17 protein-coding genes are annotated in these 19355 nt (G+C 68.9%); 6 read left to right on the top strand and 11 right to left on the bottom strand.

Going from position 1 to position 19355, the window contains the following annotated elements; translation table 11 throughout:
- Window positions 1-45: 45 nt before the first annotated feature.
- Window positions 46-684, bottom strand: a complete 639-nt coding sequence (gene grpE, locus AC4BGB_RS13740; RefSeq protein WP_490547443.1) for a nucleotide exchange factor GrpE — start codon at window positions 682-684, stop codon at window positions 46-48.
- Window positions 681-2546, bottom strand: coding sequence for a molecular chaperone DnaK (gene dnaK / locus AC4BGB_RS13735; protein WP_490547442.1), 1866 nt, complete (start codon window positions 2544-2546; stop codon window positions 681-683). Before dnaK ends, grpE begins: the two co-directional genes overlap by 4 nt.
- 311 nt (window positions 2547-2857) lie before the next feature.
- Here dnaK and zwf point away from each other — a divergent pair, with 311 nt between their 5' ends.
- The gene (gene zwf, locus AC4BGB_RS13730; protein WP_490547441.1) at window positions 2858-4297 is read left to right on the top strand and encodes a glucose-6-phosphate dehydrogenase; all 1440 of its coding nucleotides are present in this window, start codon (window positions 2858-2860) and stop codon (window positions 4295-4297) included.
- Between the two features lie 30 nt (window positions 4298-4327).
- Here the strand turns inward: zwf and AC4BGB_RS13725 are convergent, their stop codons facing one another.
- Together AC4BGB_RS13725 and AC4BGB_RS13720 are read right to left on the bottom strand one after the other, a co-directional pair.
- Window positions 4328-4879, bottom strand: a complete 552-nt coding sequence (locus AC4BGB_RS13725) for a hypothetical protein (RefSeq protein ID WP_490547440.1) — start codon at window positions 4877-4879, stop codon at window positions 4328-4330.
- A gap of 147 nt (window positions 4880-5026) precedes the next feature.
- Entirely contained in the window at window positions 5027-6115 is a 1089-nt protein-coding gene (locus AC4BGB_RS13720; RefSeq protein WP_490547439.1) for an ABC transporter ATP-binding protein, read from the bottom strand.
- A gap of 244 nt (window positions 6116-6359) precedes the next feature.
- Here AC4BGB_RS13720 and AC4BGB_RS13715 point away from each other — a divergent pair, with 244 nt between their 5' ends.
- The 5 genes from AC4BGB_RS13715 to AC4BGB_RS13695 all read left to right on the top strand — a co-directional run bounded on the left by AC4BGB_RS13715 (window position 6360) and on the right by AC4BGB_RS13695 (window position 12202).
- Window positions 6360-7733: an ABC transporter substrate-binding protein gene (locus AC4BGB_RS13715; RefSeq protein WP_490547438.1), complete on the top strand. Its 1374-nt coding sequence runs from the start codon at window positions 6360-6362 to the stop codon at window positions 7731-7733.
- A gap of 105 nt (window positions 7734-7838) precedes the next feature.
- Complete coding sequence (locus AC4BGB_RS13710; RefSeq protein ID WP_490547437.1) at window positions 7839-8801, top strand: carbohydrate ABC transporter permease; 963 nt, start codon at window positions 7839-7841, stop codon at window positions 8799-8801.
- Window positions 8798-9733: a carbohydrate ABC transporter permease gene (locus AC4BGB_RS13705; RefSeq protein ID WP_490547436.1), complete on the top strand. Its 936-nt coding sequence runs from the start codon at window positions 8798-8800 to the stop codon at window positions 9731-9733. Before AC4BGB_RS13710 ends, AC4BGB_RS13705 begins: the two co-directional genes overlap by 4 nt.
- 5 nt (window positions 9734-9738) lie before the next feature.
- On the top strand, window positions 9739-11121 hold the full coding sequence (locus tag AC4BGB_RS13700) for a GH1 family beta-glucosidase (RefSeq protein WP_490547435.1): 1383 nt from the start codon (window positions 9739-9741) through the stop codon (window positions 11119-11121).
- Between the two features lie 52 nt (window positions 11122-11173).
- Window positions 11174-12202, top strand: a complete 1029-nt coding sequence (locus AC4BGB_RS13695; RefSeq protein WP_490547434.1) for a LacI family DNA-binding transcriptional regulator — start codon at window positions 11174-11176, stop codon at window positions 12200-12202.
- 3 nt (window positions 12203-12205) lie between these two features.
- Here the strand turns inward: AC4BGB_RS13695 and AC4BGB_RS13690 are convergent, their stop codons facing one another.
- From AC4BGB_RS13690 to AC4BGB_RS13660, 7 genes are all read right to left on the bottom strand, one after another.
- Entirely contained in the window at window positions 12206-13306 is a 1101-nt protein-coding gene (locus AC4BGB_RS13690) for an ABC transporter ATP-binding protein (RefSeq protein ID WP_490547433.1), read from the bottom strand.
- Complete coding sequence (locus AC4BGB_RS13685; RefSeq protein WP_490547432.1) at window positions 13303-14370, bottom strand: ABC transporter ATP-binding protein; 1068 nt, start codon at window positions 14368-14370, stop codon at window positions 13303-13305. The genes AC4BGB_RS13690 and AC4BGB_RS13685 overlap by 4 nt, the downstream gene beginning before the upstream one ends.
- Window positions 14367-15380 carry an ABC transporter permease gene (locus tag AC4BGB_RS13680; RefSeq protein ID WP_490547431.1) on the bottom strand — a complete coding sequence of 338 codons (1014 nt, stop codon included), beginning with the start codon at window positions 15378-15380 and terminating at the stop codon, window positions 14367-14369. The genes AC4BGB_RS13685 and AC4BGB_RS13680 overlap by 4 nt, the downstream gene beginning before the upstream one ends.
- 105 nt (window positions 15381-15485) lie before the next feature.
- A complete protein-coding gene (locus tag AC4BGB_RS13675; RefSeq protein ID WP_490547430.1) occupies window positions 15486-17249 on the bottom strand; it encodes an ABC transporter substrate-binding protein in 1764 nt (587 codons plus the stop codon).
- Window positions 17250-17302: 53 nt separating this feature from the next.
- Entirely contained in the window at window positions 17303-18280 is a 978-nt protein-coding gene (locus tag AC4BGB_RS13670) for an ABC transporter permease (protein WP_490547429.1), read from the bottom strand.
- 132 nt (window positions 18281-18412) lie between these two features.
- On the bottom strand, window positions 18413-18886 hold the full coding sequence (locus tag AC4BGB_RS13665; RefSeq protein WP_490547428.1) for a nitroreductase/quinone reductase family protein: 474 nt from the start codon (window positions 18884-18886) through the stop codon (window positions 18413-18415).
- 6 nt (window positions 18887-18892) lie between these two features.
- The gene (locus AC4BGB_RS13660) at window positions 18893-19315 is read right to left on the bottom strand and encodes a nuclear transport factor 2 family protein (protein ID WP_490547427.1); all 423 of its coding nucleotides are present in this window, start codon (window positions 19313-19315) and stop codon (window positions 18893-18895) included.
- Window positions 19316-19355 lie beyond the last annotated feature (40 nt).

The following is a 19355-nucleotide window of genomic DNA, read 5'->3' as shown; positions in this document are numbered from 1 at the left end:
CACTCACCCCTCCTTCCGGCATCCGGTGGTCGTTGGTAGGCAGCGTCAGCTCTCAGGATCCAGCACGGTGACCTTCGCCGCACGCACCACGCGGTCACCGATCCGGTACCCCGCGTGGGCGACCACGTCGACCGTGGTCGTGGTGACGTCGGGCGAGTGCCCGTGCATCAGCGCCTCGTGCAGGTGCGGGTCGAACTCGTCGCCCTTGACGCCGTACTTGGTCAGGCCCAGTCCGGCCACGGCTCGCTCCAGGGAGTCGGCCACGGCCCGGAAGCCACCCTCGAGCTCGCCGTGCTCGCGGGCCCGGTCGATGTCGTCGAGGACCGGCAGGAGACCGCTGAGCACCGAGTAGGTGGCGTTCTCCTTGACCAGCTCCCGGTCGCGTTCGACCCGGCGCTTGTAGTTGAGGAACTCCGCCTGGATCCGCTGCAGGTCGAGGGTGAGCTCGGCCACCGCGGTCCGGGCCAGGCTCAGCTCGTCGCTGACCGGCTGGTCGGCCTCGCCGGCGGGCTGCTCCTGGGTCGGTTCGGCGTCGGGTGCCGTGCCGCCGGCCTGCTCGACCGGGTCGGCAGCGGCGGCAGAGTCGGCCTGGTCGCCCGGCGACCCCGGGCGGGGAGCCGCAGTGTCCTGCGGCTCCCCGGTGACGGCGGTCTCCTCGGCGAACTCGTCGGGAGTCGAGGTCACTTGGACTCCCCGCTCTCCGGCCCGTCCTCGTCCACGATCTCCGCGTCGACCACGTCCTCGTCGCCCTCGGAGGCGGCACCCGGCTCACCGGGAGCGCCCTCGGCCGCGCCTGCGGCCTCGCTGGCGGCGTAGATCGCGGCGCCCATCTTCTGGCTGGACTCACCCAGCTTGCTGATGGCCGCGGTGAAGGTGTCGTTCTCGGTGGCCTCGTCCTCGAGCAGCTTCTTGAGGTCGTCGACGTCGCCCTGCACCTCGGTCTTCACGTCCTCGGGCAGCTTCTCGTCGTTCTCGGAGAGGAACTTCTCGGTCGAGTAGACCAGCGAGTCGGCCTGGTTGCGCAGCTCCACGGCCTCGCGACGCCTGGCGTCCTCCTCGGCGTACTGCTCGGCGTCACGGACCATCCGGTCGATGTCGTCCTTGGACAGCGCACTGCCGCCGGAGATCGTCATCGACTGCTCCTTGCCGGTGCCCTGGTCCTTCGCCGAGACGTGCACGATGCCGTTGGCGTCGATGTCGAAGGTCACCTCGATCTTCGGCACGCCGCGCGGGGCCGGCGGAAGGCCGGTCAGCTCGAAGTTGCCGAGCGGCTGGTTGGCCGCCCACATCTGGCGCTCGCCCTGCGCGACCTTGATCTCCACCGAGGGCTGGTTGTCGTCAGCGGTGGTGAAGATCTCCGAGCGCTTGGTCGGGATCGTGGTGTTGCGCTCGATCAGGGTGGTCATCACGCCGCCCTTGGTCTCGATGCCCAGGCTCAGCGGGGTGACGTCGAGGAGCAGCACGTCCTTGACCTCACCCTTGAGCACGCCGGCCTGCAGCGCGGCACCGATGGCCACGACCTCGTCGGGGTTGACGCCCTTGTTGGGCTCCTTGCCCCCGGTGAGCTCACGGACGACGTCGGCGACCGCCGGCATCCGGGTGGAGCCACCGACCAGCACGACGTGGTCGATCTTGCTCACGTCGAGGCCGGCGTCCTTGATCACCTGGCGGAACGGCGCCTTGGTGCGCTCGAGCAGGTCCGCGGTGAGCTTCTGGAACTCGCTGCGGGTCAGCTTCTCCTCGAAGTGCAGCGGGCCGGACTCGCCGTGGGTGATGTAAGGCAGGTGGATCGTGGTCTCGCTGGAGGAGGACAGCTCGATCTTCGCCTTCTCGGCGGCCTCGTTGAGGCGCTGCAGGGCGATCTTGTCCTTGCTCAGGTCGACGCCGTTGTTGTCCTTGAACTTCTTGACCATCCACTCGACGACCTTGTTGTCCCAGTCGTCACCACCGAGGTGGTTGTCGCCGCTGGTCGCCTTGACCTCGACGACGCCCTCGCCGATCTCGAGCAGGGACACGTCGAACGTGCCGCCACCGAGGTCGAAGACGAGGATGGTCTGGTCAGCGTCGCCCTTGTCGAGCCCGTAGGCGAGCGCTGCCGCGGTGGGCTCGTTGACGATCCGGCTCACGGTCAGGCCGGCGATCTCGCCGGCCTCCTTGGTGGCCTGGCGCTGGGAGTCGGAGAAGTACGCCGGGACGGTGATCACGGCGTCGGTCACGGTCTCCCCGAGGTAGGCCTCGGCGTCGCGCTTGAGCTTCTGGAGCACGAAGGCGCTGATCTGCTGGGGGGTGAAGGACTTGTCGTCGATCTTCACCTTCCAGTCGGTGCCCATGTGGCGCTTGACGGAGCGGATCGTGCGGTCGACGTTGGTGACCGCCTGACGCTTGGCGACCTCCCCGACGAGGACCTCACCCGACTTGGCGAAGGCCACCACCGACGGAGTCGTCCGGTTGCCTTCGGCGTTGGCGATGACGGTGGGCTCTCCACCTTCGAGTACGGACACGACGGAGTTCGTCGTGCCGAGGTCGATACCGACTGCTCGTGCCATGTGTGTGTACCTCCGTGATGGGTGCGTCTGGTGGGTCCGTCCGGGACCCGGGTCGCATGGTGGTCTGTTTATCTTTTGGCTGTCAAACATCTTGAGCCAGATTGACTCAAGTCTGCACGATCGTCACAACCGCCGGACACCCGGGGTTGTTCCCGCGTCAAGGAGGGAATTTCCAGGACTCCTCACGTGGCCGTGCGCGGCCCGCGCAAGCCCTTCCGGCCGGGTCCGCCTCGGCACTGCTGTGTTCCCGGCGCGTTAACAAATGGCGCCGGAAGTTCTCAAACGGCGCCCGCCGGGGCACGCTTGGAGCCATGCCGACACCCACGACCGTCGTCCTGTTCGGTGCGACCGGCGATCTCTCCCGGCGCAAGCTGCTTCCCGGGCTGCTGCACCTCTTCGAGTCCGGGCTGCTGCCCGAGGTCCAGGTGGTGGGCACCTCCCTGGACGAGCACGACCGGGACTCCTTCATCGAGCTCGCCCACGAGTCGATCGTGGAGTTCGGCGGGGAGGGACCCGACCCCGCCGGCTGGGCGGAGTTCTCCAAGCGGCTGCACTGGGCCCCGGGGGCCGGGGGCGCCGAGACGCTGCGGTCGACGGTGATCGAGGCCGAGACGCACTTCGGCACCGACGAGCTCCGCCGGGTGCACTACCTCAGCGTCCCACCGAAGGCCGCCCTCTCGGTGGTGCACCTGCTCAAGGACGCCGACCTGGTCGACCGGAGCCGGATCATCATGGAGAAGCCGTTCGGCACCGACCTCGCCTCGGCCCGGAAGCTGAACAGCGAGCTGCACGAGGTCTTCGACGAGGAGCAGATCTTCCGGATCGACCACTTCCTCGGCAAGGAGGCCGCGCAGAACATCCTGGCGTTCCGCTTCGCCAACGGGCTCTTCGAGCCGATCTGGCACCGCAACCACATCGACCACGTGCAGATCGACGTGCCCGAGGAGCTCGGGCTCGCCCAGCGAGCAGACTTCTACGAAGCGACCGGGGCCTACCGCGACATGGTGGTGACCCACCTGTTCCAGGTCCTGGCGTTCACCGCGATGGAGCCGCCCACCGCGCTGGAACCGGCCGCGATCAGCGAGGAGAAGAACAAGGTCTTCCGCTCGATGCTGCCGATCGATCCCTCCGACGTGGTCCGCGGCCAGCACGCCGGCTACCGCGACCTCGACGGGGTCGCACCGGACTCCGAGACCGAGACGTTCATCGCCCTGAAGTGCTACGTGGACAACTGGCGCTGGGCCGGGGTGCCGTTCTACCTGCGCACCGGCAAGCGGATGGCCGAGGGCGCCCGGATCATCTCGATCGCTTTCCGGGAGCCACCGCGCTCGATGTTCCCGCAGGGCTCGGGGGTGGGCGACAACGGCCCGGACCACCTGACCTTCGACCTGGCCGACCAGTCCCGGATGTCGCTGTCCTTCTACGGCAAGCGGCCCGGCCCCGGCATGCGGCTGCAGAAGCTGTCGATGCAGTTCGCGATGCACGAGACCGGGTGGGCGGGCGCGGCGCTGGAGGCCTACGAGCGACTGATCTACGACGCCGCCCACGGGGACCGGACCCTGTTCACGACCGCGGAGGGCATCGAGCGGCTGTGGGAGATCTCCACGCCGCTGCTGGAGAACCCGCCCGTCGTACGCCCCTACCCGCAAGGGTCGTGGGGACCGAACCGGGTGCACCAGCTGATCGCGCCGCGGGGCTGGCGGCTGCCCTTCGAGCGGGGCTGGCGCGACCCCAACGACATCGGAGCCTGATCCCGACCTCCGGCCGGGTCAGGGGAGGGCTCAGCCGATCGTGACCAGCTCGACGTTGCTCGCCTGCTTGGTGGCGGGGTCGTACATCCGGAACCGCTGCTCCCCGGCTCGTCCCGTGCTCACCCAGGTGCGGTAGGTGCCGACGCGGACGGTGGCGTCCACGCCGAAGCTGCGCCACTCGCCGTCCTCGAACCGCTGCACCTCGAGGCCCTGGTTGTCGGCCCCCTTGTAGGTCCCGGTCAGGTTGATCCGCTCGTTCGGCCGGGCGGCGACCGGGGAGACCTGGAGCTGGATCTTGCCGGTGGCGGCCTCCTCGTCCTCGGTCGGGGTGGCCGAGGCGCTCGGCTCCTTGGTCGGCTCGGCCTCCTTCTCCTCACCCGGAACGGGGAGCGCCGTGGTGGGCAGCGTCTTCGCGGGGCCGGAGGGTTCGGTCGAGACCGGGTCGGAGTCGCCCTCGTTCAGACCCAGGGCACGTACGACGACCGTCGTGCCGAGGGCGATCACGACACCGATGGCCACGACCAGGACCACGGCCTTGATCAAGGCAGCGCGCACCTGCGCGGAGCGGTCTTCGTCGTCCATCCAGACTCCCGTGAGCGTCGGTTCAACGTGGGTTCTCGCCACCGAATCTACCCAGTCCGCCCTTCGGGCGGGGAAGACGTCCGATGGACGAGCCGCAGTCGCGACCCCTGCGCCGTGCCGGCACCGGGCGAGCGCCCCTGTCCGGACTCAGGTGGGCAGCCGCTCCCCGGTCGTGCTGGAGAAGAGGTAGATCCTGTCCTCGACGGGCGCGAGGTGGATCACCGCACCCTTCTGGGGTGGGTTGCGACCGTCGACCCGGGCGATCACGGCGTAGCTCTCGCCGTTCAGCTCGGCCTCGCCGTGGACGTAGGCGTCGGCGCCGAGCTCCTCGACGACGTTGACCACGGTCCGCAGGCCACTGCCCTCCGAGACCAGTCGCATGTCCTCGGGTCGCAGCCCGATCACGGCCCGCTCCCCCGCCTTGCTCGCCACGGCGGCGGCCGCCCGGGGGACCTGCACCTTCGCGGACCCGAAGACCACGGAGTCCTCGGTCACCGCGACCTCGAGCAGGTTCATCGCCGGGGATCCGATGAAGCCGGCCACGAAGACGTTCTCGGGGTCGTTGTAGAGGTCGCGCGGGGTGCCCACCTGCTGCAGGATGCCGTCCTTCAGCACCGCCACCCGGTCGCCCATGGTCATCGCCTCGACCTGGTCGTGGGTGACGTAGACGGTGGTGGTGCCGAGCCGACGCTGCAGCGCTGCGATCTGGCCCCGGGTCTGGACTCGGAGCTTGGCATCGAGGTTCGAGAGCGGCTCGTCCATCAAGAAGACCTGCGGCGAGCGGACGATCGCCCGGCCCATCGCCACGCGCTGGCGCTGCCCGCCCGAGAGCGCCTTCGGCCGCCGGTCGAGGAACTCCTCGAGGTCGAGCATCCGCGCGGCCTCGAGGACGCGCTCCTGGATCCGCGACTTGGACTCACCAGCGATCTTGAGCGCGAAGCCCATGTTGTCCCCGACGGTCATGTGCGGGTAGAGCGCGTAGTTCTGGAACACCATGGCCACGTCGCGGTCCTTGGGGTCCTTGCGGGTGACGTCGTCGGACCCGATCAGGATCCGTCCCTCGCTGACGTCCTCGAGCCCGGCGAGCATCCGTAGCGAGGTGGACTTGCCACACCCCGAGGGCCCGACGAGGACGAGGAACTCACCGTCCTCGATGGCGAGGTCGAGGCGGTTCACGGCGGGGCGCTCGGCCCCTGGGAAGCGCCTGGTGGCGTGGTCGAAGGTCACGGTGGTCATGCGAATCTCCTTCACCGGCAGGAACGTGCCGGACGATCCGAGTATGGGAGCGGTGGCGTGACCCTAGTGGCGGCGATCACATTCTGTCCACTCGCAAGTCCTGCGGAGTTTCGTTATTCAACCGTGACTGCAATCGGTTGACTGGTCCATGCGTAAACGCTTACACCTAGGCGACGAGATGGGCCGGGACACGGGCAGCGGACAGGCTGACGGACCGGCGTACTGCCGAGAAGGAGCCACCAGCATGCGAACAACCACTGCACGTCGAGGGGCCGCGTCCCTGGCGCTGCTGCTCACTGCCGGCCTGGGCCTCGCGGCCTGCGGGAGTGACGACGGCGACAGCAAGTCCGCCAGCGGGAAGTCGCCGGGCGAGGGCAAGGCCGAGTGCGAGGGCCTGACCAGCTTCGGTGACCTCAGCGGCAAGAAGGTCAAGGTCTACACCTCGATCGTCGCGCCCGAGGACAAGTCCCACAAGGACTCCTACAAGCTGTTCACCGAGTGCACCGGCGCGGAGGTGGTCTACGAGGGTTCCAAGGAGTTCGAGGCCCAGCTCGTCGTCCGCGTCAAGAGCGGCAACCCGCCCGACATCGCCTACGTGCCCCAGCCCGGTCTGCTCAAGACCCTGGTGACCGACACCAAGAAGGTCGTCGAGGCGCCCGACACCGTGAGCACCAACGTCGACGAGTTCTTCGGCGAGGACTGGAAGACCTACGGCACCGTGGACGGCAAGTTCTACGCCGCTCCCCTGGGCGCGAACGTGAAGTCGTTCGTCTGGTACTCCCCCACGATGTTCAAGGAGAAGGGCTGGACCGTCCCCACCACCTGGGACCAGATGGTGAAGCTCAGCGACACGATCGCCGCGAGCGGGGTCAAGCCCTGGTGCGCCGGCATCGGATCCGGTGACGCCACCGGCTGGCCGCTGACCGACTGGCTCGAGGACGTCGTCCTGCGCGACGCCGGCCCCGACGCCTACGACGACTGGGTCAACCACAAGACGAAGTTCAACGACCCCGCCCTGGCGGAGTCGCTGGACCGCGTCGGCGCGATCCTGAAGAACGACAAGTACGTCAACGGCGGCATCGGCGACGTGAAGTCGATCGCAACCACCGAGTTCCAGGCCGGCGGCCTGCCCATCCTCGACGGCAAGTGCGCCATGCACCGCCAGGCGAGCTTCTACGCGGCCAACTGGCCCAAGGGCACCGACGTCTCGGAGAACGGCGACGCGTTCGCGTTCTACCTGCCCCCGACCAGCGACGAGTTCGGTTCCCCCGTGCTCGGCGGTGGCGAGTTCGTCGCGGCGTTCAGCGACCGGCCCGAGGTCACGGCGTTCCAGACCTACCTGTCCTCCGACACGTGGGCCAACGAGAAGGCGAAGGCGACCACGGAGGGCGGCTGGGTCAGCGCCAACACCGGCCTCGACGTGGCCAACCTGGCCAGCCCGATCGACAAGCTGTCGGCCGAGACGCTGCAGAACAAGGACGCAGTGTTCCGCTTCGACGGATCCGACCAGATGCCGGGTGCCGTCGGCGCCGGGTCCTTCTGGAAGGAGATGACTGCCTGGATCACCGGGCAGAGCACCAAGGAGACCCTCGACAACATCGAGTCCTCCTGGAAGTGAGCTGACACGTCAGGGCCGGGCCGGCATCCCCGCGCCCGGCCCTGACGCTCGCTCCGCACGATCGTTCCCCTCGCCCGCCCGGCCCCGCATCCCGAAGGACGTCCCATGTCGACCGCTGAGAAGTTCCTACAGCTCGTCATCGTGATCGCGCTGTTCCTCGGCGTCGTCCTGGCGGTGCTGGTGATCGCCGACCGCGTGAAGAGCCGTCGCGGCGAGGGGTTCCAGACCGCGGCGTTCATCCTCCCGGCGGTCCTGATGATCGCCCTGGGCCTGCTCTACCCCGGGCTGCGCACGATCTACGAGTCGTTCCGCGACTCGGGCTCCACCGCGTTCGTGGGCCTGGAGAACTACCAGGCCATCTTCACCGACAAGAACCTGCTCGGCGTGCTCCGCAACACCGCCGTGTGGGTGGTGGTGACGCCGGTGCTGGCGACCCTGATCGGCCTGGTCTACGCGATCCTCGTGGACAAGTCCCGCTTCGAGAAGGTGGCCAAGGCGCTGATCTTCCTGCCGATGGCGATCTCGCTGGTGGGCGCGTCGATCATCTGGAAGTTCGTCTACGACTACCGCGCCTCGGAGAACGCCCAGATCGGGCTGCTCAACGAGCTGCTCAAGCTGGTCGGTCTCGACACCTACCGGTTCCTGCTCACCGAGCCGTGGAACACGCTGTTCCTGATCGTGATCATGATCTGGGTCCAGGCCGGCTTCGCGATGACCGTCCTGTCGGCCGCGATCCGGGCCATCCCGGAGGACATCATCGAGGCCGCCCGCCTCGACGGCGTGAGCGGGCTGCGGATGTTCCGGCACATCACGGTGCCGATGATCCGGCCCTCCCTGATCGTGGTCCTGACCACGATCAGCATCGCCACCCTCAAGGTCTTCGACATCGTCCGCACCACGACCGGCGGCAACTTCGACACCAGCGTGGTGGCCTACGAGTTCTACGTGCAGAGCTTCCGCTCGTTCAACAGCGGACTCGGTGCCGCGCTGGCCGTGCTGCTGTTCCTGCTGGTCGCACCGATCGTGATCTACAACATCCGTCAGCTTCGCCAGGTGGAGGCACGATGACTGCCACGTCCGAGCCCTTGACCCTCACCGGCAGGGCCAGTGTTGCGGCCGACACGGCGCACAAGAAGCTCAGCTCCCCGTGGGCCTCCCTCGCCGCGATCGTGATCGCCACGGTGTGGACCATCCCGACCCTGGGGCTGTTCATCTCCTCGTTCCGGCCGGAGGCCGACGTCCAGGGCAGCGGGTGGTGGACGTTCTTCTCCGACCCGGCGGTGACCCTGGACAACTATCGCGAGGTCCTCACCGGCAGCGACACCGACCTGGCGACGTTCTTCATGAACTCGATCGTGATCACGATCCCCAGCGTGCTGATCCCGATCACCCTGGCCTCGATGGCGGCGTACGCGTTCGCGTGGATGAACTTCCCGGGCCGCAACTTCTTGTTCGTCGCCGTCTTCGCCCTGCAGATCGTGCCGATCCAGGTGACGATGATCCCCCTGCTCAGCTTCTACGTCTCCCCGCCGTTCGGCCTGCCGCCGCTGGCGGGCTCCGAGGCACCGGGTGGCGGCTTCTACACGATCTGGCTCTCGCACACGATCTTCGCGCTGCCGCTCGCGATCTACCTGCTGCACAACTTCATGCGCGAGATCCCCGCTGAGCTGGTCGAGGCAGCCCGGGTCGACGGAGCCGGGCACGTCCGGATCTTCACCCGGATCATGCTGCCGCTGATGGTCCCTGCCATCGCCGCGTTCGGCATCTTCCAGTTCCTGTGGGTCTGGAACGACCTCCTGGTGGCGCTGGTCTTCGGCGGCGGAAACCTCGACGTCTCGCCGCTGACCGTGCGGCTCGCCGAGCTCTCCGGCACCCGCGGCGCCGACTGGCACCTGCTCTCGGCCGGGGCCTTCGTGTCGCTGGTGGTCCCGCTGATCGTCTTCTTCAGCCTGCAGCGGTTCTTCCTGCGCGGGCTGCTCGCCGGCAGCGTCAAGGGCTGAGCTGCGTGGTCACAGGACTCGACGACGGCCGCCGCCTCACCTTCGGGGTCGCTACCGCGGCGTACCAGATCGAGGGCGGCACGGACGCCGACGGCAAGGGCCCCTCGATCTGGGACACCTACACCCAGGTGCCCGGTGCCATCCAGGACGGCTCCGACGGGACCGTGGCGTGTGCCTCCTACCCCGACCCGGCTCCCGACGTGGACCTGGTCGAGGGCCTGGGGGTGGCCCACTACCGGTTCTCCATCGCCTGGCCCAGGATCCAGCCGACCGGCACCGGACCGGCCAACCAGGCCGGCCTGGACTACTACGAGCGGCTGGTCGACGACCTCCTGCGCCGCGACATCGCCCCGATGGCCACGCTCTACCACTGGGACCTGCCCCAGGCCCTCGAGGACCGCGGCGGATGGCTGGTGCGGGAGACGGCCGAGCGGTTCGCGGACTACGCGATGCTCGTCCACGACCGCCTCGGCGACCGCGTGCCCGTGTGGGCCACCCACAACGAGCCGTGGTGCGCGGCCTACCTGGGCTACGGCTCGGGGCGGCACGCGCCGGGGAAGACGATGGGCGCGCAGGCGCACCGCGCCGCCCACCACCTCCTCCTCGGCCACGGCCTGGCAGCCGCCCGGATGCGCGAGGCAGGAGCCGACACCGTCGGCATCGTGCTCAACCTGACCCCGGTCTGGCCCGACAGCGAGGCCGCCGCCGAGGGAGCCGACGGCGTGGACGCGATCCGCAACCGGATCTGGCTCGGCCCCCTGGTCGACGGCGCCTACGACGCCGGCACGCTGCGCGTCGCCCCGTCGCTCGCGGACCCCGAGCTGGTCCGTCCCGGTGACCTCGACCTGGTGCGCGGCTCGGCCGACTGGCTCGGGGTGAACTACTACACCCCCGCCCGGGTGGACGTGCTGGACCCGGACGCCCCGGCAGAGGTCGACGGCGGCGGGGACGCCGAGGTCGAGGCGTTCCCCGGGGTCGAGGGCGTCCGGTTCACGCCGCGCGAGCCCCGCACCTCCATCGACTGGGAGATCGACCCGGCAGGCCTCACCGAGCTGCTGGTGGAGACCCATCGTCGTACGCAGCTGCCCCTGGTCGTCACCGAGAACGGCGCCGCCTTCCCCGACACCGACCGGCTCGCCGACGGGACGGTCGACGACGCGGACCGGGTGGACTACCTGCGCACCCACCTCGCAGCGATCGACGCGGCCCGCGAGGCGGGTGCCGATGTACGCTCCTATGTGGTGTGGACGCTGATGGACAACTTCGAGTGGTCGCACGGCTACACCCAGAACTTCGGCATCGTGCACGTCGACCGCGAGTCGCTGCGCCGTACGCCGAAGCAGTCCTACCGCTGGCTCGCGAAGGTCGTCTCCGAGCGGGGACGATGACCGGCCCGGGCCGGTCACCGAGGAGACCGGCCGCTGTGTCGGCGCCGGGGCGATGACCGGCATCAAGGACGTGGCCCGTGAGGCCGGCGTCTCCACCGCCACGGTCTCGCGGGCCCTGCGCGGACTCCCCCGCGTTTCCGAGGAGACCCGGGCTCGGGTCCTGGCGGCCGCGGACCGGATGGAGTACACCGCCTCGCCGCACGCGGCGAGCCTTGCCGGCGGCCAGAGCCGGACCGTGGGGCTGGTGGTGCCGAACGTGACGCGCTGGTTCTTCGGCTCGGTCATCCACGGGGCCGAGGAGCTGCTGCGCGACGAGGGCTACGACCTGCTGCTCTACGACATCACCGGCGACCCGGCGATGCGTCACCGGCTCTTCACCACGCACCTGTCGAGCAAGCGGGTCGACGCGGTGATGGTGCTGGCGCTGCGGCCGACGCCGAGCGAGATCGCGTCCCTGGCCCGGTCCGGGTCCCCCACCGTCGCGGTCGGCGGGGCGGTGCCCGGCTGGCCCTCGACGCGCATCGACGACGTGCTCGCTGCGAGCACGGCGGTGCAGCACCTGATCGACCTCGGCCACCGGCGGATCGCCCACCTCGGCGGCACCCCCGACCCCGAGCACCAGGGACTGGCCTTCGCCGCGCCCCGGGAACGACTCGAGGGCTACCGGACGGCGATGGCACGGGCCGGGCTCGCGATCGACCCCGACTGGGAGGTCACCGGCGACTTCTCGGCCCGGGGCGGGCTGGAGGCCTGTCCCCAGCTGCTGGCGGCGAAGCACCGGCCCACCGCGGTCTTCGCCGCCTCCGACGAGATGGCCATCGGCGCCATCCACGCGTTGCGCACCCACGGGGTCAGCGTGCCCGAGGACATGTCGGTGGTGGGGATCGACGACCACGAGATGTCCGGCTTCTTCGACCTCACCACCGTGGCCCAGCCGGCCCAGGAGCTCGGTCGCCGGGGCGCCCAGATCCTGGTCGACCTGATGGGCGGGCGCCAGCCACCCGAGGCGGAGGTGGTGCTGTCGACCCAGCTCGTGCTGCGGCACTCGACCACGGTCCCGCCCGACGGGCCCGCGGCCTGATCCTCACCCCGAGATGCCGACCGCTGCCGTGCTCTCCTGCTCGTCCACCGGGAAGTGGCAGGCCACCCGGTGCTCGCTGGTCGGCGCGGCACCGATCTGCAGCAGCGGCGGCTCCTGGGTGCGGCAGATGTCCTGCGCCTTCCAGCAGCGGGTGTGGAACCGGCACCCCGGTGGTGGGTTGATCGGGCTCGGCACGTCCCCCTCGAGGCGGATCCGCGCGCGCTGGTGCCGGCGCCGGGTGTCGGGGACGGGGACCGCCGACAGCATCGCCACCGTGTAGGGGTGCAGGGGCCGCTCGTAGAGGTCGTCGCGGTCACCGATCTCCACGATCTTGCCGAGGTACATCACCGCGACCCGGTCCGAGACGTGGCGCACCACGGAGAGGTCGTGCGCGATCATCACGTAGGTGAGGTCCAGCTCCTCCTGGAGGTCCTCGAGCAGGTTCACCACCTGCGCCTGGATCGAGACGTCGAGGGCCGAGACCGGCTCGTCGGCCACGATCAGCTTGGGCTTGAGCGCCAGGGTGCGGGCGATGCCGATGCGCTGCCGCTGGCCCCCGGAGAACTCGTGCGGGTAGCGGTTGTAGTGCTCCGGGCTCAGCCCGACGGTCTCGAGGAGCTCCTGCACCGCCTTCTTCCGGCCGCCCTCGGGCTCCACCCCCTGGAGCCGGAACGGGGCGCCGACGATCTTGCCGACCGTGTGCCGCGGGTTCAGCGAGGAGTACGGGTCCTGGAAGATCATCTGGATGTCGCGGCGCAGCGGGCGCATCTTGCCGTCGGAGAGATGGCTGATGTCGCGGCCCTCGAAGGCGATCTCGCCCGAGGTCGGCTCGAGCAGCCGGGTGACCAGCCGGGCCGTGGTGCTCTTGCCGCAGCCCGACTCCCCGACGATCGAGAACGTCTCCCCGCGGCGTACGGCGAAGCTGACGCCGTCGACCGCCTGGACCGCGCTGCTCGACCGGCCCAGCAGGCCGCTCTTGATCGGGAAGTGCTTGACGAGGTTCTCCACGACGAGCAGGTCGTCCTGGGGGCGGTCGGCCGTACGTGCCGCGTGCCGGGGCACGACGTGGGCGTCCGGGGCGGTGGGGTCTGTCGGAGTGGTCACGAGATCCTCGGCGAGATTTCCTGAGCCCAGACTCGCTGGCGCTCGGCGGGTGTCATGTGGCAGGCGACGAGATGGCCGTCACCGGCGTCGAGCAGCTCGGGACGCTCGATCCTGGTGACCGAGCCGACCTGGTCGGCGTAGTCGCAGCGGGGGCTGAAGGCGCAGCCCTGCGGCACCCGGATCAGGCTCGGGGGCGTGCCCTTGATCGGCATCAGCCGCTCGGTCGGGGCCTTGTCGAACCGGGGCATCGAGCCGAGCAGCCCCCAGGTGTAGGGATGCTGCGGCTCGTTGAACAGCTGCTCGGCCGTGCCGGACTCGACGGCGCGGCCGGCGTACATCACCAAGATGTCGTCGGCGAGCTCGGCGACCACCCCGAGGTCGTGGGTGATGATCACGATGGCGGAGTCGAACTCCTTCTGGAGGTCCCGCAGCAGGTCCAGGATCTGCGCCTGGACCGTCACGTCGAGCGCCGTGGTCGGCTCGTCGGCGATCAGCAGGTCGGGATCGCAGGACAGCGACATGGCGATCATCGCCCGCTGGCGCATCCCGCCGGAGAACTGGTGCGGGTAGGCGTCCACGCGCCGGTGCGGCTCGGGGATGCCGACCCGGTCGAGCATCTCGACGGCGTGGGCGCGGGCCACCTTCTTCGAGACCTTGTGGTGGATCCGGTAGGCCTCGATGATCTGGTTGCCGACCGTGTAGAGCGGGTGCATCGAGGACAGCGGGTCCTGGAAGATCATCGCCATCTTCTTGCCGCGCAGCAGCCGGATCGTCTCGGTGTCGGCGCCGACGAGCTCCTGCCCGTCGAGCTTGATCGAGCCGGAGAGGCGGGCGTTGCTCGCGGTGTGCAGGCCCATCACGGCCATGCTGGTCACCGACTTGCCCGAGCCGGACTCCCCCACGATGCCGAGGGTCTTGCCGCGCTCGACGCTGAAGGAGAGCCCGTCGACCGACTTGACCACCCCGTCGTCGGTGGCGAAGTGCACCTGCAGGTCGTTCACGTCGAGGTACGGCCGGTCGATGGCGCCGTCCGTCCCGGAGAGCTGGGGGGTCAGGGTGGTCATCGGGTCCTCACTCTCGGGTCGATCACGGCGTACAGCAGGTCGACGACCAGGTTGCACAGTGCCACGAAGACCGCCGTGACCAGGACGACGGCCAGCACCGGCGGGAGGTCGTTGTTCTTCACCGAGGTGATCGCCAGCTGACCGAGGCCGGGCAGGCCGAACACGGTCTCGGTGAGCACCGCGCCACCGATGAGCAGCCCGAAGTCGAGGCCGAAGATCGTCAGCACCGGGGTCAGGGCCGAGCGCAGCCCGTGCTTGACCACGACGGTGCGCTCGGGGAGGCCCTTGGCCCGGGCGGTGCGGATGTAGTCCTCGCCCATCACCTCGAGCATGCCGGCGCGGGTCAGCCGGGCGTACTGGGCCGAGAACAGCAGCGCCAACGTGATCCAGGGCAGCAGCAGTGCGTGGGCCCACTTGAGCGGGTTGTCGGTCAGGCTGGTGTACGACGCACCCGGCGGCGTCCAGCCCAGGTTGTAGCTGAAGAAGGCCAGCGAGATCAGGCCGGTCCAGAAGATCGGCAGCGAGACGCCGGCCAGGGCCACGGTCATCGCGGCCCGGTCGAAGACCGAACCGCGCCGCAGCGCGGAGAGCACGCCGGTGGCCACGCCGACCACGACCCAGATGATCGCGGCACCGACGGCCAGGGACAGCGTCACCGGGAACCGGCGCAGGATGTCGGGGAGCACGGCCTCACTGCTGCGGAAGGAGTAGCCCAGGCACGGAGCCGGGCAGTTCTCCACGCCGGCGCCGTAGTTGTAGGTGGTGCCGCCGACGACTCCCTTGATCCAGTTCCAGTACTGCACGTGGATGGGGTCGTAGAAGCCGAGGCTCTTCGCCACGTCGCTGATGGTGCCGGTGTTGGGCGCCTTGCCGACGTACCGCGCGGCAAGGGTCTCCGGGGTCGCGCCGGCGAGCCGCGGCATCAGGTAGAAGATCGCGAAGGTGATCATGCTGATCACGATCACGAGACCGGCCGCGGCGACCAGGCGCCGGATGATGTAGCTGATCACGTTCTCGGCTGGGAGGGGCGGTCCCGACCCGGGTCGTGCCCGGGCCGGGACCGCCCTCCTACGCCCTCACCAACTCTCGGTGTCGTGGGTGCGGAGGTGGAACGGTTACTGCTTCACACCCATGGCGGTGTAGTCGTAGTAGCCGAAGGCGTCGTTGACGAACACGTTCGTCGCCTTCTTCGACCGCAGCAGCACCGCCTTGGCGTAGACGCCCGGGTAGATGACTGCCTCCTCCATCACCCGCTTGTCGATCTCGCCCCACATCTTGTTGCGAGCGGCCTCGTCGGGCTCGACCGATGCCTTGTCCAGCAGCGCGTCCACCTCGGGGATCCGCACCGAGAGGTTCGAGGAACCACCCGTGGGCGTGATGACCCGGCTGTCGACGATCTGGGACAGGAAGCCGAAGCCGTCGTTCCAGTCGGCGCCCCAGCCGTTGGTGCACAGGCCGATCTTGTTCTTGACCAGGTACGACGGAAGGCCGCAGGTCGAGGAGAAGTAGTCGCCCTCGGGGAGCGGCTTGAGGGACACCTTGATCCCGACCTTGCCCAGCGAGTCCTGGAAGGCCTCGGCCGTGGCCTTCTCCTTCGAACGCTCGGCGCGGTAGCCCATCGTGGTCTCGAACCCGTCGGGCTGACCGCAGTCCTTCAGAGCTGCCTTGGCCTTGTCCGCCTGGCCGTTGGGGTTCTTCTTCTGGCCGTAGAGGTCGACGTCCTCGTAGCCCGGGATCATCGGAGGCATCACGGTCGTAGCGAGCTCGCCGCCGGCGAACTTGCCGCCGTAGGCGTTCTGGTACGACGTGGGGCTCATCGCGTACATGACGGCCTTGCGGCAGTCGATGTTGTCGAAGGGTGCCACCGTCGGGACGATCGAGGTGTACCAGAGACGCGCGATCGTGGGGTTGTCCGCACGCGCCATCAGGTCCTTGTCCTTGAGGACCTTGGGCAGCGCGGCGGGCTGGACACCCGTGCCGGCCACGTCGACGTCGATGGTCCCCGCGATCAGCTGGTTGTCCAGGTCGTCGGGCTCCATGCTCGTCTTGACGTCGATCACGTCAGGCAGCGCCTTGCGGTTCTCGTCGGTCGCGGGGTCCCAGTTCGGGTTGCGCACCAGCTTGAAGCCGGTGGCCGCGTCGAAGTTGCCGTCGAACATGTACGGGCCTGAGGAGATCACGTGGGACTTGTACTTCGCGCCGGTGTCCTTGGCCTGCGGGACCGGAGCGGTCTGCGGCAGCTGGGCCATGTAGTCGAACCCGGCGAACGCCTCCTTGAGGTGGAACACGATCGTGGAGTCGTCCGGCGTCTCGATCGCGGAGGTGGTGTCCGCGCCCTTGCTGCGGTAGACCCCGTCGTAGCCCTTCGGCAGGTCGAGCATGCTCTTGAAGTACTGCGGCGCGGTCTTGAAGGTGGTGGTGTCGGTCGAGCGGAGCACGGCGTACGCCACGTCCTTGGATGTGATCGGCGAGCCGTCCTCGAACTTCAGGCCCTCCTTGAGGGTGTAGGTCCAGGTCTTGCCACCGTCGGAGGACTTGCCCAGGTCGGTGGCGAGGTCGGGAACAAGCTCGAGCCCCTGCTTGCCGGGCGCCGGCTTGAACATCACCAGGGTGCGGGCGAAGTTGCGGACCATGTCCCACGAGTAGCCGTAGTAGGTCTCACCGGGGTCGATGGTGCTGTCGCCCCACTCCGAGCCCAGACCCATCTTCAGGGTTCCGCCCTTGGCGTCCGACGGGCTCACCACGGAGTCCAGTCCCTTGTTGTCCAGCTTGGGCGCGGAGCTGCCGCCGCCGTCGTCGGAACCGCTGCCGCACGCACTCAGTCCGAGTGCCGCGACGGTGGCCAGGGCCACCATCACTCTCCTGTGCTTGATCCGCATTCACTTACCTTTCTGTCGACCGCGGGATTGCGGCAGTTCTGGTACCGGACGGGTCACCGGCTCCTGGGGTCGAAGGCATCGCGCAGCCCGTCCCCGAAGAGGTTGAAGGCCATCACGGTGGCGAAGATCGCCAGCCCGGGCCAGAGCATGAAGTGCGGGACCGTGTAGAAGCCGACGGCGTCCGAGAGCATCCCGCCCCAGGTCGCCGTCGGCGGCGGTACGCCGACCCCGAGGAAGGACAACGCCGCCTCGAAGAGGATGTTGGTCGGGATGATCAGCGTCGAGTAGACGAGGATCGGCGCGAGCAGGTTGGGCAGTAGCTCGGTGAACAGGATGTAGGGCCGCCGCGCTCCCAGGCTGCGGGCGGCCTCGACGTACTCCCGTTCGCGCAGCGAGATGGTCTGCCCCCGCACGATGCGACCGATGTAGGGCCAGTTGAACAGGCCGATCACGAAGATCAGCAGCACCAGCCGCAGCGTCAGTCCCGACATGCCGAAGGCGTTGTCGGGGAAGACACCGGAGAGCGCGATCGCGAAGACCAGGATCGGGAACGCCAGGAAGATGTCCATGATCCGGCTGAGCACCGCGTCCACCCAGCCGCCGAAGAACCCGGCGACGATGCCGACCGTGGTGCCGATGGCGACCGAGACGAACGTGGCCAGGATCGCGATCAGCAGGGAGATGCGGGCGCCGTAGATGACCCGGCTGAAGATGTCGCGACCGTTGACCGTCTCCAGGCCCATCGGGTGCTCCCAGCTCATCCCGCCGAAGCTGCCGGCCGGGATGTTGGGGATGAACGGGTCGAGCAGGTCCTGGTGGTACTCGTTGGGCGGACCGCCGGTGATCTTGACGATCAGGGGCGCGCAGATCGCCACCAGCACGAGCAGCACGATGAACACACCGCCGGCCAACGCGACCTTGTCGCGGCGCAGCCTGCCCCACGCGATCTGGGTCAGGGAGCGGCCCTCGATCGCCTTCTCCCCGACCAGCACTGCCTCGGGATCGGCTTGGCCCGCTCTCGGGTCGTCCAACGTGCTCAGGGTGACCTCCCAGGAAGCGGCTCAGCAGCCCCCCGTGCGGTGGCCGATTACAACCTTCTCCCGTCGCCGCGACGGGTCAAGAGGCCGTGCCTGCCGTTGCCGAATCGTGACGCGAACCGGGAACTATCTGGGTCTGAGCACCACGACGGGGATCTCCCGCTCGGTCCAGGACTGGTAGCTGGCGTAGTCGCTGTAGAGCTCGACCAGCCGTGGCCACAGCACCGCGCGCTCCTGCTCGTCGGCGGTGTGGGCCCGCATCGGCAGGCGCTCCCCACGCACCTGCACCGTCACGTCGGGGTCCGCGAGCAGGTTGAGGTACCACAGCGGGTGCTGGGGGCGCCCAGCCTGCGAGGCGACCACCACCAGGTCGTCGCCGTCGCGCAGGTAGACCAACGGCGTGGTCCGCAGCCGGCCGGTCCTGCGCCCACGGTGCTCGACGAGGCAGATCGGGACCGGGTTGCGCCAGGCGGCCCCGACGCGCCAGGTGCCGCCGATCCGGCCGCGGGTCAGCCGGTAGACCCGGACGTTGCCGGCCGCGAGCACCTTGATCACCTTGCGGGCGAGCTCGCCGTCGAGTCCTTCGGGCTTGGTGTCCACCGGCCGCTACAGCCCGCGCTTGAGGACGACCTGCTCCACCAGCGAGCGCGAACGCCAGCCGTGCGGCGTACGGACCAGGTGGTGGTGGTAGATCCCGGCGAACTCGACCACCAGCTCGGTGCCGTCCTGCTGCGGGAGCGTCATCGGGTTGTAGAAGTACGCCGCCACGGTCGCCACGTCGCCGTCGACCTGGCTGTCGACCTGTCCGAGCTGGTGCATCCGGCTGGGGAAGATCGGGAGCATCTCCGCGAGCCAGGGCTTCACGGCGTCGTACGTGCCCGCGATGCCGCCGCTGGCCGTGTAGTCGATCTCGGCGTCGGGGGTGAACACCTCGTCGAGTCGGTCCCACTCCCCCGTGTCGATCGCGCGGGTGTAGCGGGTGAGCAGTGCCTCGATCTCGAGGCGGTCGGAGATCTGGGTCAGGTCCACAGGCTGCACTCTGGCAGAGAACTGAAACACGTTCTATATT

The sequence above is a fragment of the Nocardioides sp. Z30_9 genome, from assembly GCF_058215735.1.
Note: the sequence above shows the minus strand (reverse complement) of the source record. Positions and strands in the feature narration are given on the sequence as shown.